The 13705-nt window shown below is 69.0% G+C and carries 12 protein-coding genes; 6 read left to right on the top strand and 6 right to left on the bottom strand.

The features are described from left to right. Positions 1 to 240: 240 nt before the first annotated feature. Both ACWENQ_RS41810 and ACWENQ_RS41815 read right to left on the bottom strand, forming a co-directional pair. Complete coding sequence (locus ACWENQ_RS41810; protein ID WP_452419271.1) at positions 241 to 1803, bottom strand: FAD-dependent oxidoreductase; 1563 nt, start codon at positions 1801 to 1803, stop codon at positions 241 to 243. Between the two features lie 110 nt (positions 1804 to 1913). Next, positions 1914 to 2930, bottom strand: coding sequence for a hypothetical protein (locus ACWENQ_RS41815; RefSeq protein WP_452419272.1), 1017 nt, complete (start codon positions 2928 to 2930; stop codon positions 1914 to 1916). Between the two features lie 119 nt (positions 2931 to 3049). Here ACWENQ_RS41815 and ACWENQ_RS41820 point away from each other — a divergent pair, with 119 nt between their 5' ends. The 4 genes from ACWENQ_RS41820 to ACWENQ_RS41835 all read left to right on the top strand — a co-directional run bounded on the left by ACWENQ_RS41820 (position 3050) and on the right by ACWENQ_RS41835 (position 8592). After that, entirely contained in the window at positions 3050 to 3682 is a 633-nt protein-coding gene (locus ACWENQ_RS41820) for a TetR/AcrR family transcriptional regulator (protein ID WP_452419273.1), read from the top strand. Between the two features lie 678 nt (positions 3683 to 4360). Continuing rightward, positions 4361 to 5785 carry a rifampin monooxygenase gene (rox, locus tag ACWENQ_RS41825; protein ID WP_452419311.1) on the top strand — a complete coding sequence of 475 codons (1425 nt, stop codon included), beginning with the start codon at positions 4361 to 4363 and terminating at the stop codon, positions 5783 to 5785. Between the two features lie 458 nt (positions 5786 to 6243). Further along, the gene (locus ACWENQ_RS41830; protein ID WP_452419274.1) at positions 6244 to 8328 is read left to right on the top strand and encodes a prolyl oligopeptidase family serine peptidase; all 2085 of its coding nucleotides are present in this window, start codon (positions 6244 to 6246) and stop codon (positions 8326 to 8328) included. Positions 8329 to 8502: 174 nt separating this feature from the next. Further along, the gene (locus ACWENQ_RS41835; RefSeq protein ID WP_452419312.1) at positions 8503 to 8592 is read left to right on the top strand and encodes a hypothetical protein; all 90 of its coding nucleotides are present in this window, start codon (positions 8503 to 8505) and stop codon (positions 8590 to 8592) included. Between the two features lie 179 nt (positions 8593 to 8771). Here ACWENQ_RS41835 and ACWENQ_RS41840 read toward each other — a convergent pair whose 3' ends face one another. Then, entirely contained in the window at positions 8772 to 8963 is a 192-nt protein-coding gene (locus ACWENQ_RS41840) for a Tn3 family transposase (RefSeq protein WP_452419275.1), read from the bottom strand. 566 nt (positions 8964 to 9529) lie between these two features. Between ACWENQ_RS41840 and ACWENQ_RS41845 the strand changes: the two genes are divergently transcribed. Next, positions 9530 to 10114, top strand: coding sequence for a dihydrofolate reductase family protein (locus ACWENQ_RS41845; RefSeq protein WP_449923090.1), 585 nt, complete (start codon positions 9530 to 9532; stop codon positions 10112 to 10114). A gap of 249 nt (positions 10115 to 10363) precedes the next feature. On the opposite strand, the gene ACWENQ_RS41850 is transcribed toward ACWENQ_RS41845, so the two are convergent. Beyond that, on the bottom strand, positions 10364 to 11371 hold the full coding sequence (locus tag ACWENQ_RS41850) for an RNA polymerase subunit sigma-70 (RefSeq protein ID WP_452419276.1): 1008 nt from the start codon (positions 11369 to 11371) through the stop codon (positions 10364 to 10366). A 20-nt stretch (positions 11372 to 11391) separates the two neighbouring features. Between ACWENQ_RS41850 and ACWENQ_RS41855 the strand changes: the two genes are divergently transcribed. Beyond that, positions 11392 to 12387, top strand: a complete 996-nt coding sequence (locus ACWENQ_RS41855) for a recombinase family protein (protein ID WP_452419277.1) — start codon at positions 11392 to 11394, stop codon at positions 12385 to 12387. Between the two features lie 74 nt (positions 12388 to 12461). Here ACWENQ_RS41855 and ACWENQ_RS41860 read toward each other — a convergent pair whose 3' ends face one another. Then, complete coding sequence (locus ACWENQ_RS41860; protein ID WP_452419278.1) at positions 12462 to 13253, bottom strand: MBL fold metallo-hydrolase; 792 nt, start codon at positions 13251 to 13253, stop codon at positions 12462 to 12464. Between the two features lie 130 nt (positions 13254 to 13383). After that, complete coding sequence (locus ACWENQ_RS41865; RefSeq protein WP_449923081.1) at positions 13384 to 13677, bottom strand: WhiB family transcriptional regulator; 294 nt, start codon at positions 13675 to 13677, stop codon at positions 13384 to 13386. Positions 13678 to 13705 lie beyond the last annotated feature (28 nt).

Consider the following 13705-nt stretch of genomic DNA (forward strand, 5'->3'; position numbering starts at 1 on the left):
CCCCTGGCCGGCCGCTGCCACGTCAAGCTCGACACCAGCGGATGGCGGCCGCTGCGGCCGGCGCAACTGCGCGAGCTGGGGCTGACGCACTGACTGGCCCTGCGCCGCCAGGTGGAGGAGGCGTGGGCGTGGTGGCCCGCGCACGGCGCGGACCGCCACCGAGCTCACGGCTCGGTCTGTGTGAGCAGGAGAACGAACGTGGGACTGCCCACGTACGTGCCCGAGTCAGCGCGTACGACTTCAGGTGTGGGCGGGTGCGACGACTCCGAACCACCGCTGCAAGGCTGCCCGGAGTTTTTCGATCTCCATGGGATCGGGCCGGGGTGATGCAGATGCCCAGGCCACGTAGCAGTCCGGTCGAAGGAGCAGGGCGGTGGGCGCGGGGGTCTGGGAGCGCGCCGTGACGATTTCGACCTGGTCGTGCCGTGGGGCAAGTGTCTCCGCCAGGGATGCGTCTTCGGTCAGGTCGAGCAGTAGAGGGCGTGCGGTTCTGGTCAGCTCGGCCAGCCGGACCGGCCCGGTCGGGGTGTGCAGCTCCATGTTCGGGGCGAACCGGCCGGTCAAAGGGTGCGCCTCGCGTTCGCCCATGTCGTAGCGGACGTCGGCGCCCGCGGTGAGTTCGGCCAGGCGCTGCACGGTGTCCGGGTCGCGGAGCAGTTCGGTGAACACCTCGCGCAGTCCGGTGACATCGCCGCCTGGGGCGATCAGGGCCGCCTGTGCCTGCGCGTTCAGCACCATGCGCTGGGCGGCCGATCGCCGCTCTGTCTCGTAGCTGTTCAGCAGTCCGGAGGGGGCGCTTCCCCGGATCTCGGCGGCGAGTTTCCAGCCGAGATTGACCGCGTCCTGCAGGCCGAGGTTGAGCCCTGGACCACCTCCCGTGGCGGCGTACACGTGCGCGGCGTCACCGATCAGGAACACTCGGCCGTCGGCGAACCGTTCGGCGATTCGGGTGTTCCCGCCGGTCAGCCGGCGCAGCACGTGCGGCCCCGCGCCGTCGGGTGGACCGAGCGGCACGTCGACGCCGAGCACGCGGCGGATGCTCGCCCGCAACTCGTCGAGGCTCATTGGGGCGTCGGTCTCGGGCCGGTCCCACTCTGTGGTGCTGACCAGCGGTGGGTGGCCGGGCATCGGCGCGTAGGAGAACCCTCCGTGTTCGGTGCGGTGGGGCAGGAACGGCAGAACAGCGCCGTGGCCGGGCACGTTCAGCGCACCGGTCGCGGGATCGACCCAGTCCGCCGGGACCGTCGCGTGCGCTGAGCGGACGGTCATCCGGTCGTAGGTGATGCCGGGGAATGTGATGCCGGAGAGCTTGCGCGTGGTGCTGTGTGCTCCATCCGCGCCGACGAGGTACCGGGCCCGCAATTGGTAGGTCTCGCCCGGGCTCGCGACGTCGATGGTCACCGCGTCGTCGTCCTGCGACAGGCCGACGACCTCGTGTCCTCGCCGGATCTCCACGCCGAGTTCGATGGCGCGCTCCTGCAGGACCTGCACTATGCGTCGCTGCGGCACCGGCAGGGCATAGACAGGGCTGTCCTGCAGCAGGCTCAGGTCCAGGCCCATCGCGCCGAACATGAAGTAGCCGGAGTTCGGCTGCGGAGGTTGTGGGCTGCCACTGAGACGTTCATGCAGCCCCCGGTGGTCGAGCATTTTCACCACTTGGCCGAGCAATCCGTTCGCTTTCGGTTCCTCGCTGGGCTCGATCAGCCGCTCCAGCACGACCGGCCGGGCCCCTGCCAGGCTCAGTTCGCAGGCCAGCATCAGCCCGTTCGGGCCGCCGCCGGCGATGACGACATCTGTGATCACGTGTTCTCCTTGATTCGTACGGAAGGGGACGGGACGGATGGAGCGCTGAAGCGCAGGGCCGTGGGCGGTGCCGGTGCGGCTCGCTCCGGGTTGCGGTCTTTGGGACGTGGTCAGCCGCGGTAGTACTCAGCGAGGGTGGTGAAGGCGGCCTTGGGTTCCCAGGGCATGTCGGGGTAGGCGGTTCCGAGCCGGTCCTCGTAGACCTTGACGATGCCGTAACTGGCCAGGTCCAGGTCGTCGCGGGGAGCGCCGTCGGGGTGGTGCACATGGTCGTACAGCGCGAAGGTGAACACGAACGTGCTGTCGACGCCGCCGGCGTCGAATGCCTCCAGCAGCTCACGCACATGCCTGGCCTGCCCGTCCTCGTCCCGGGCGTACTCACCGTTCAACCGGACAGGGCCGGCTTCGTCGTACTCGACGATCTCCAGACCGAGAGCGCCCCTGTCACCGGCACCCTGGTAGCAGGCCGCGCCGAACTCGGTGATCGCGACCGGCTTGCCCTGCGCGACCAGGCCACTGACGCCTTCGGCGAAACGGTCGGCGATCTCGGCCGACCGATACAGATCCACGGACATGATGTCGAAGAGCGCCCAGTCGACGCGCTCAAGCGGCACGGAGGCGTAGGTCACCCTGCCGCCGAAGCGCTCGCGGACCAGTGCCACGGCTGTGCCGAGGAATTTGTTGACACGTGCGCTGACCTCGCCGATCTGCTCCCGCACGCGATCCGGCTGTCTCAGCGACGCGACCCGCTCGTCGGTGCTGTCTCCGGGCAGGAATCCCGGATTCATCAGGCTCAGCTCGGCACCGGTGACGAACACCACCTCGGCTCCCCGCCGCCTCAGCCGCTCCGCGCGTTCGGCACAGTCCGCGAACAGCGACAACATCTCATCGGCTGTCAGTTCGAGGGGATAGGGGGAGAACCAGACCTCAAGGCCCAGCTCGGCGGCGTGTGCCGCCGCCAGCTCGATCCGATCGGCGTCACCGCCCATGACACGGACCGCGGTGCAGTGCAGGTCGTCGCGGATGATGCGCAACTCGCGCTTGACCTCGTCCGGGTCGAAGTGCTTCCGGGAGATCGCTCCGTTCTTGACGAAGCCGGTGTCGTAGCTGATGCCCTTGGCCCTCATCGTTCTGGGTCCTTCCTGACGGAGTGAGGCCGCCAGGTTAGGCCTAAAAAGTGCGTGCACGCAAATTTGCGTGCACGCACCCACGTTATGCTGACACCGTGACGACACGACGAACGGGGTTGCGCGAGCAGAAGAAGCAGGCCACCCGAGAGGCATTGAGCGCGGCGGCACTGCGGCTGGCTCTTGAGCGTGGACCGGACAACGTGCGCGTCGATGACATCGCCGAGGCCGCCGGCGTCTCGCCGAGGACGTACAACAACTACTTCTCCAGCCGGGAACAGGCGATCGTCGCCGCCGTCACCAGCGAACGGGAAGCGCGGGTCGCGGCGGCAGTGGCCGACCGGCCCGATGGCGTCGGCCTCGCGGACGCCGTCGTCGAGGCGATCGTGGATCAGTACACCGCCCCAGGCGAGCCCGGCCGGGACGCGCTGCTGCTGATCACCACCCGCCCCGCGCTGCGCGACGCGTTCGTCGAAACCACCACCGCGATCGAACATCCCCTCACCGACGCGATCGCCGAACGCCTCGGCGACACCGACCCGCACACCGCCCGTGTGCTCGCCGCGAGCGTGGCCGCCGCCGTTCGCGTGGCGCTCGAGCAATGGCTGCAGACGACTGCCGCGTCCTCCACAACCAGCGGACTCGTCGTGCCGTCCAGTTCGCTCCCGGATCTCCTTCGCACCACGCTCGCACCCCTCACACCCGCACTCGACGCCGCCGAGCAACGAGCACTCCGCCACCGGCATCCGTGAACTCCCCGCCTCAAAGGCCCTCCGCTCCCGAACCCCAGCTGTCAGGTAGCCGAGTGAGAGATCGCGCTTGCGGGTCGTGACCGTTGGGGAGATCATCGCCCAGCAGTACGACCAGATGGTCGCCGCTGTTCTGGTCCAAGGCCAACCTCTACGGCACCATCGACATCGACATGGGCCGCCGCCTCGACCTCGCAGCCTGACCATCAGGGCCAGGCCGCCGTCGTCCTGTTCGCTCGATCATCGCGTCCGGGGGGCGGGATGGGGGCAGCCAGGATCAGACCGTCTACCGTGACCGGGACCAGCCGGGCCGCCACGCCGGATTCGCCCTGCAGGCGCACGAGCCCGTTTGGAGTCGTGATCACGTGGCTGGGAAAGGATTGGACGGGATGATGCTCGGGCTTGTAGCTTGCAGTTGATCGTGACGCCGCCCGAGGAGGTGAGACCCATGAACGCTGTATCGATGTGGGTGCTCCCCCTTCCCGTCACGGTCGGGCGATTGAGGTAGGTGTCGCCGGGAGCGCCTCGCCACCAAGGCACTCCCGAAAGGCAACACCTATGCACTCTTCGCAATTCACCGCCGAGCTGTCGTCGAACGACAGGGTCGAGCGTGACTCCACGGTGGGCGACGTCCCCGGAGTCCTCTGGTCGCCGGCCTCCGGCGCCGATCGCGCGCCCCTCATGTTCGATGTGATCATTGCCGGGTGCGGGCCGACCGGTGCGATGCTGGCCGCCGAACTGCGGCTGCACGATGTGCGGGTACTCGTTCTGGAGAAGGAAACCGAACCTGCGTCGTTCGTCCGCATAGTCGGTCTGCATATCCGCAGTCTCGAGCTGATGGCGATGCGCGGACTGCTGGAGCGCATTCTCCAGCATGGAAGACAGCGTCCGGCCGGTGGCTTCTTCGCCGCCATCAACAAACCCGCGCCCGAGAGCCTGGATTCCGCGTACGCCTATCTGCTGGGTATCCCGCAGCCGGTCATCGAACGTCTGCTTGAAGAACACGCGATCGAACTGGGTACGCAGGTCCGGCGCGGTTGTGCGGTGGCCGGTTTCGAGCAGGACGACGAGGGTGTGACCGTCGAACTGGCCGACGGGGAACAGCTGCGTTCACGCTTTCTCGTCGGCTGTGACGGCGCGCGCAGTACGGTGCGCAAACTGCTCGGTGTCGGCTTCCCCGGCGAGCCCTCGCGGACCGACACGCTGATGGGCGAGATGGAAGTGGATGTGCCGCACGAGGAGATCGCCGCCAAGGTGACCGAAATCCGCGAGACCCATCAGCGATTGTGGCTTCGGCCCTTCGGCGAAGGGGTCTACAGCGTCGTAGTCCCCGCCGCGGGAGTCGGCGATCGCGCGGAACCGCCCACCCTCGAGGATTTCAAACAACAGTTGCGCACCATCGCCGGAACCGATTTCGGCGTGCACTCCCCGCGCTGGATGTCCCGCTTCGGGGATGCCACCCGGCTGGCCGAACGTTATCGGGTCGGGCGGGTGCTACTGGCCGGCGATGCGGCACACATCCATCCACCCATCGGCGGACAGGGCCTCAATCTGGGCGTTCAGGACGCATTCAACCTCGGCTGGAAACTGGCCGCACAGATCCGCGGCTGGGCCCCGGAAACACTGCTGGACACCTACCAGGCCGAACGTCATCCGGTCGCCGAGGACGTGCTGGACAACACCCGCGCCCAGATGGAACTGCTGTCCACCGAACCGGGCCCGCAGGCCGTACGCAGGCTGCTCACCGAACTGATGGACTTCGACGAGGTGAACCGCCATCTGATCGAGAAGATCACCGCGATCGGCATCCGCTACGACTTCGGCGAAGGCCCCGACCTGCTCGGCCGCCGCCTGCCCGACATCGACGTGAAACAGGGCCACCTCTACGGTCTGCTGCACCGCGGCCGCGGCCTGCTGCTGGACCGCACCGAACGTCTGACCGTCGGCGGCTGGTCAGACCGGGTCGATTACCTCGCGGATCACACTGCGGAACTGGATGTCCCGTGCGTCCTGCTACGCCCTGACGGCCACGTCGCCTGGATCGGCGACGATCAGCAGGACCTGGACGACCATCTCTCCCGCTGGTTCGGCAAGCCCGCCAACTGATGTCGCCTGAGCAACCGAAAAGGTCCGTGAGAAAGATCGGAACGGCCAGCAGCGACTGACCATCGGAAGGCTGGAGGCAGCATCTACCGCGGTGCTCTGGCGCCAGGGTCGGCCTGCGAGGAGGGTTAGCCTCCGAGTGGCGACCGGGAGACGGCGGAAGAGCACCGCGGGGTGCATCGGCGCAGGCATCCGCGCGTTTCATACAAAAGGGCCCAGTGCTCCCGAAGCTACGGCGAGGGCAAAGTAACTCGCAGCGTTTTTTGTAGATCATGAAATCGACCTCGGAAGCGGCGCTGGGGCCGTCAAAAACCCCTTCAATAACCGTCGACGGCCGTTTGTTGAGAGGTTGGCGAGTGCGACATCCCCTCCGCAGCCAGGCAGTCAGGCGAGCCCGGCGGAGGGGCGCGCGATCCAATGTCCGATAAGTCACTGGATCTCCGGCATATGATCATGCGCATATGAGCGACATCACCGAACCCCCGATCGCCCGGGTGGACGTCGTGCGCGAGACCCTCCACGGCAGCACACTCGAGGACCCCTACCGGTGGATGGAAACCGAAGGCGAGGAGATCCAGCACTGGCTGGACGGCCAGGCCAGGCACGCCCGCGAGCACCTGGACGCCCTGCCGCACCGCGCCGGCCTGCTGACCCGGATGCGCGAACTGGGCAGCGCGCTCACGCAGTACTTCGGCCTCGCGATGGCAGCCGACAAGGTCTTCGCCCTGGTGCGCGAGCCGGACGCCCGCGTGCCGGTGCTGACGGTGACCGAGGCCGACGGAGCGAGCAGGGTCCTGTTCGACCCCGGCACGGTGCCCGGCGACGGGCACCACGCCATCGACTGGTACGTGCCCTCCCCCGACGGCCGCCACGTCGCCTGCGCCGTCTCCGACTCCGGGTCGGAGGACAGCTCCATCCACGTGATCGACGCCGACTCCGGAGTCCTCCGGGAGACGATCCCGCCCACGACGCGTTTCGCCTTCCTGAGCTGGCTGGAGGGCAGCCGGTCGTTCGTCTATCACCGCTACGTGGAGCAGAACCGCTTGGACAGCCGCTCCTTCCTGCATCAGCTGGGCGCCGACCCGGCGCAGGACACGGTGGTGCTGGCCCGCGGACTCAATCCCCACATCGAGCTGACCCCGCAGGACCGGCCCTTCCTGGTGGTGCCGCCGCACGGCGAGTGGATGCTGGCGATCATCTCCCACGGCGCGCTCAGTCCCTGGCCCTGGACCAGCGAGCAGCTGAGCGACTGCACGATATACGTGGCGCCGCGCGCCGGGCTGGCCGACCCGGACGCCTGCCCGTGGCGGACGGTCGCGGGCGCAGCGGACGGCGTGACCGCCTTCGCCACCAGCCACGACACCCTCTACCTGGTCTCCCACCGGGACGCGCCGCGCTCCCGCGTGCTGGCCGTTCCGCTTGCCGCACCCGATCTGTCCCGAGCCCGGGTGGTCGTGCCCGCGGGTGAGCGGGCGGTGGAGACGGTGCGGGTGGTGGGCGACCGGCTGCTGGTGCGCGATCTCGACGGCGGCGTCAGCCGGATACGGCACGCGCCCCTGTCCGGCGGCGAGCCCGCCGACCTCCCGATGCCAGTGGACGGCGCCATCCTGGAGTGGACCACCCACCCGGCGCGGCCCGAAGCCCTGCTGCTGGTGGCCGGCTGGACCGACGCGCCACGGCTCTACCGCTACGACGGCCAGTCCCTCCAGGACACCGGGCTGGCGCCCCGCTCACCGGTGGACTTCGGCGACGTGCACGCCCGCACCCTGTACGCGCCCGCGCAGGACGGGACGCCGATCCCGCTCACCGTCATCCACCACAAGGACCTGGAGCTGGACGGCGACAACCCGACCGTGCTCACCGGCTACGGCTCCCACGGGTTCATCGACCTGCCGGAGTTCCGTCCCGAGATGCTCGCCTGGTACGAGCGCGGCGGCGTCTACGCCGTCGCGCACCTGCGCGGCGGCGGCACCTACGGCCGCGAATGGCACGAGGCCGGGCGCGGCGAGCGCAAGGAGGCCACCATCACGGACTTCATCGACTGCGCCGAACATCTTATCGCCCTCGGCTACACCCGCCCGGGACGGCTGGCCGCCGAGGGCGCCAGCAGCGGCGGCATCCCCACCGGCGGCGCGCTGGTGCGCCGCCCCGATCTGTGGGCGGCCATGGCGATGCACGTGCCGACGGTGAACGCCACGCGCAACGAGTTCACCGAGAGCGGGCCGATTAACGTGCCCGAGTTCGGCAGCATCACCACCGAGGAGGGCCTGCGTGCCCTTCTGATCATCGACGCCTACCTGCGGGTTCACGACGGCGTGCCGTACCCGGCGGTGCTGCTGACCGCCGGCCTGCGCGACGCGCGGGTGCCGCCGTGGCAGCCGGCGAAGCTGGCTGCTCGCCTGCAGGCAGCCACGGCCTCCGGCCGGCCGGTGCTGATGCGCGTCGAGGAGCACGGCTGGCATGGCGCCGGCTCGACCAGAGACCAGGAGCAGGCACTGCTCGCCGATGTGCTGGCCTTCATCCTGCACGCGTCCGACGGGTCATGATCACGACAGACATGTCGGGTACGGCACACGCACGCGCCCTCAGCCACGTGACGGCCCGGTCGATCCCGGCCTGCGTGTGACGCTCAACCCTGGTGGCGAGCTGGCGGTCCTCGACAGGCTGCCAAGGACGGCGGCTACCTGTCCCAGTTCGTCACCGGGACCGGCAACGGGGGCCTGACCGCCCATCCCGGCGGGGACAGATGGCTCTGGGAGAGCCGCAGCTTCGGCGGTGCCTACGACGAGGCGCCCGCGCGACAAGGTTGAGCAGGCCGTCACCGCGTGGGTGGCGGCGCGCCGTCACGACGTCGTCTACCGCGGCAAAGCCGTCAAAGGGTCGTGGTGGCGGGCGCTCGGGCGGTGACGGGGGACAGGAGGACCAGAAGCTGCTTTCAGGCGACGCCGGACAGGTCCAGACGCTTGGCCATGTCGAGGTGGAAGCAGCCCTAGGAGTTGATGTGCGACCAGAACAGCGGCGATAGGCCGCGCCGGTCCTCTGCCGTGAGCCGCTCGGCCCAGGCCGGGTCGGCCAGCACCGCCTGCAGCAGCAGGGTGTTGACGTAGACCAGGCAGGACTGCAGCAGGTGCAGCGCCAGCATGGAGACCTCGGCGTGTTCGCGGTCGGGGCCGGTGAGCACGCCTTTCCTTGCCGTAGAAGATCTTGTCGTTGGCGCCGTTCCAGTTCTCCTTCTGGCCAGCGCGGCGTAGTGCACGTCGCGGTTGTCCGCCGGGCAGGTCCTCATCTAGGTTGCGCCAGCGGCCCGCGCCCTCAACGTAGACCTCCCGGCGGCGCAAAGCCTCACGCAACACGATCAGCACGCACAACTCGTGCGGGATGCGCTCGATCCGGCCGCTGGCGGCATCGGTGATCGCCTCGGTCCAGGCCTTGGGCACATGCGTCGGCGCTGGTAGAGAGGTAGGTACTCGCGGATCTTGCGGCCGCTGGTCGCCGAGCGAGATGCCCAGCTCGGGAACTGCTTGGCGATCTCCAGCGCGGTGAGAGGCCCCGGCGCTGTGAGCTGTGTGACCAGGCGTTCGCGAGGGTGAAATCGAGATCCGGTCGGTGGTTGCTCGAGCCCGCCGAGTACGCCGGGTGCTGAGTCAGGAACGCGAGTACTACCCGCGGACGCAGATCGCGCACCGATTAGGTTTCCGCGCCGCGCCCGTCTGTACGTGTGAGATCGACTCACAGGAGGCTGGCAGGATGCGGAAACTGATCTTCGGCATGAACGTGACCCTGGACGGCTACATCGCCGCGACCGGCGACGACATCGGCTGGGGTGGGGGAGAGGGGCCGGACTCATCGCCGAGCGCCGAGCTGTTCCAGTGGTGGTATGACCAGATGCGGGCGAGCGATCTGTCGCTGTACGGGCGCAAGCTGTGGGAGGCGATGAGCTCCCACTGGCCGACCGGCGACCAGCGGCCCAACGCCACCCCGGCGGAGATCGAGTTCGCGCGCCTCTGGCGGGACATGCCGAAGGTGGTGTTCTCATCGACGATCGACAAGGTCGACTGGAACACCCGCCTGGTCACCGGCGACGCGGTCGCCGAGATCGCCCGGCTCAAGGCCGAGGACGGCGGCCCGATGGACATCGGCGGCGCGACGCTCGCCGGGGCGGCCATGCGGGCCGGGCTGATCGACGAGTACGCGCTGGTCACCGTGCCGGTCCTGGTGGGCGGCGGCACGCCGTTCTTCACCGCGCTGGACAGCTGGGTGAACCTGAACCTGGTCGAGACGCGGACATTTCCCGGCGGCGTGATGCTGACCCGATACGAGACGCGGCGATGAGGGAACCTTCTCCCGGCGCTTCCTTGCGTTCCGAGTGAGTTGTTGACCGACTCGCTGAAGATGAGGACGACGGCGCCGTTGATCGTGACGATGTTCTTCGGGCATGAAGATGCCCCGCCGGCAACGCCGGCGGGGCGGTGGTGTTCGCGTTGCCGCGTTGGTGTTCAGCTGGTCGGGGTGCTCATTCCGCGGTGACTTCGGTAAGGCCGGCCCGTGCGCAGGACTCGTCGACGATGGGGACTTGCCTGATCACAGCGTCGCGGGCAGGCCCAGCCATGGTTTGTCGGTGGCGTCGAATCCGGTGAGCTCGGCGATCTTCCCGTCGACGATGTGCAGGACCGCGATGGTGAACAAACGGTATTCCGGGTCGTCGGGGGTGCGGAGGTACAGCGCGGCGGCAGGCATGCGGTTGACCGTCGTGGCGATGCAGCGCCAGTCGTCGTAGCCGTACTGGAAGAGCCCACTGGAGACCCAGCCGTCCACCGCGTCCTTGGCCGTGACGATCAAGGTGCCCGGGTCGGGCAGCATCGCGAAGCGCAGGTCGTCGCGCAGCAGGGCCATCAGCCCGTCGAGGTCGTTGCGCTCATGGGCGTCGATGTACGACTTCACCACGTCGCGCTCGTCATCCGACAGCTCGTGCGTGGCTGGGCGCCGCCAGTCGAGGCGGCGGTCGGGCAGCTGCTCGCGCATCGTCACGCGCGCCCGCTGCAATGCGCTGGTCACCGATGCGACGGTCAGCTCGAGGGCGTCGGCGGCCTTCGACGCCGGCCAGCCGAGGACGTCGCGCACGATGAACACCGCCCGCTGCCGCGGCGGCAGGTGCTGGACGGCGACGATGAACGCCAGCTCGATCGTCTCCCGCGCCACCACCGATTCCTGCGGGTCCTCCGGGAGCATCCGGTCCGGGTAGGGCTGCAGGTAGTGCACTTCCGAGCCCGCTCCCGGCAGCTCGGCAGGCACGGGTGTGCGGTCGTTGCGCTTGTCCAGGAAGTCGAGGCAGGCGTTCGTCGCAATCCGGTACAGCCAGGTCCGCAGCGCAGCGTGGCCCTTGAACGACTCCCGCTTGTTCCACGCCCGCAGGAACGTCTCCTGCGTCATGTCCTGGGCGTCCTCGTAGTTCGCGAGCATCCGGTAGCAGTGCACCTGCAGCTCACGCCGGTAGCGCTCCGTGATGAGCGCGAACTGTGCTGCGTCATGTGAGCGGGCCGCCGCGATGAACGCGGCTTCGTCGTCGCCTAGCAGTCTGGCGTCGGTCATGGTCGTCAATCCTTCCGCAGGTGGCGAGGGGACACCAGAACAGACGACGTGGCGGAGGATTTCTGAGCGGTGAAGCCGCTGACACCGGGCCGTTCGTCAGGCCGGATGGGTCGGGTCGCACACACCCTCGATGTCGAGGGCCCCTTCTCGGGTCGGCGGCCGCCGCCGTCGAAGCCTTCGCCTGCCCGATGTGCGCCGCTGCGGCGGGCAGCCCCTGCCGGACCCGGGGCGGCAAGGTCGCCCCGAAGCACCACACCTCGCGCTTCACCCTGGCGCCCCAGCTACGCGCCGAACTCGAGGTACGCACTCCGGCCGATCGCGGCCCCGGCCGCAGCTGGGCGGCAGGCCCGGCGATCCACGCCCCGGCGCCGCAAGCCGCCACGAAGCCGGCCCGCGTCGGCTACGCCCGCTGCAGCACCGCCCAGCAGGAACTCCAGAGTCAGCTAGACGCCCTGGCCGACGCCGGATGCGACCCGGTCTTCTCCGAGAAGATCAGCACCCGGATCAAGGTACGGCCCGAATTCGCCAAGGCGCAGCAGTACGCCCGCACCATCAAGCAAGCCGTCCCGCACCAGCGCGTGATCCTCACCGTGCACGAGATGAAACGCCTCGGACACGGCGCCGCCGAACTGCTCACCATCGCCGAAGACCTACGCCACCACGACATCGAACTGGAGCTGCTCACCGGCCCGCTGCAAGGCATCTACAACCCGTCCGGGCACGGCGCCGCACTGTTCGCCTTCTTCGCCGGCATGGCCGAGTCCGAGCGCGAGTACGTGCGCGAGAAATCGCTGGAGGGCCAGGCCTCGGCCCGCGAGCGCGGCCGCCACGGAGGCCGCCCCAAGGTCTTCGACGACGACATGATCGCCTACGCGCGAACGCTACGCGAACGCGGTGTGGCGGTGCCCGACATCGCGTCCAAGCTGATCATCCCCACTGGCAAGAACAAAGGCAGCAACCCCTCCGTAGCCAGCGTCTACCGCATCCTCGCAGACAACGAGGGCACGCCGACCTGACACCCCCAGTTCGTCGGCTCACGCCAACGGCTTCGGGTTGAGCAGGAGCCCGACGCCCGCTCAACCCGAAGAGGTCAGATCTGGAACTGTGCCGCCGCACCTCGCGGGAGCCACCGGAACAGGCCCCTGATCTGTTCCGGAGCTCGTGCCAGGTCGCGCTCGACGCCGTCGCGGCCCTGCCGGAAGTGCGCCCAGCCCTCGTAATGGACCGGCAGCACCGTGCGCGGGGTAAAGGTCCGGCACAGCCGTACGGCCTGGCGCCCGGTCATGCTGTACCGCAACGGCCCGGTCAGCGGGAAGCCGACGCCGCCCAGATGGAGCAGCACCGTGCTGGGCCGGATCGCGGCGGCGGCCCGGCGCAGCGCCCGATGGTCGACGGTGTCGCCGGTGATCCAGAGCGGGCCGTGGGCCTGGCCTGGCCAGGTCAGGGCGAATCCGATCACCTCGCCGGTGATCGGGCGGCTCAGCGGCGGCCCGTGCCGGCAGGGTGTGGCCAGGATGTCGATGGGCGGGCGGCCGGGCGCTTCCAGGCGGGTCGATTCGCCGGCGAGCAGGCCGCGAGCCTTCACTGGGAGCGACCGCGCTCCCGACGGGGTGGTCACGACGGTTCCCGCGCCCGGCAGCAGGGCTCGACCGCCGTGGTCGAGGTTGTCGCCGTGGTGGACGTGGGTGAGCAGGATGGCGTCGATGGGTGGCAGATCGGCGGCGCTCACGGCTGGTCCGGTGAGTTTGCGTGAGGAGGTGCCCCACCCGAAGGAGTAGGTCTGCCCGGGAGCGTCGAAGGTGGGATCGGTGAGCAGGTGCCAGCCGCCGAACTCGATGAGCACGGTCGGCCCGCCGATATGGGTGAAGTGGACGTTCGTCACGTGACCGCTTCCTTGTGTGGTGTGGTGCCGGTCAGGGCCCGCAAGCCGTTGGCGGCGGCGATGGTGGGGGGAGGAGGGTGCCGCCTGGAACGAGGTTCATCGCCTCCTCTGCAGAGCGGTTCCCGTGAGGTCAGCTCTGTGAACGGGCCCGTGTGGGTGGGTGCGCTGAGGGAGATGCCGGCCTTTGGGCGGCCCGCATGCGGCGGCGGTCGGCCGGGGTGGTTGCGGCCCACATGCCGTCCGGTTCGCCTGTGGTCACCGCCCATTCCAGGCACGGGAGCCTGACGGGGCAGGAGGTGCAGATCCGGCGGATTTCTGCGGTCTGTGCCGCCGGGACGGTCTTCCAGTCCAGCGGGAAGAACACGTCCGGATCCTGGGCGCCGCACGCCGCCGACTCGGCCCAGTGCAGGTTCAGCTGTGTCATGTCCGTGCCTTGTCGTGGGCTTTCACCG

The sequence above is a fragment of the Nonomuraea sp. NPDC004354 genome (assembly GCF_053602555.1).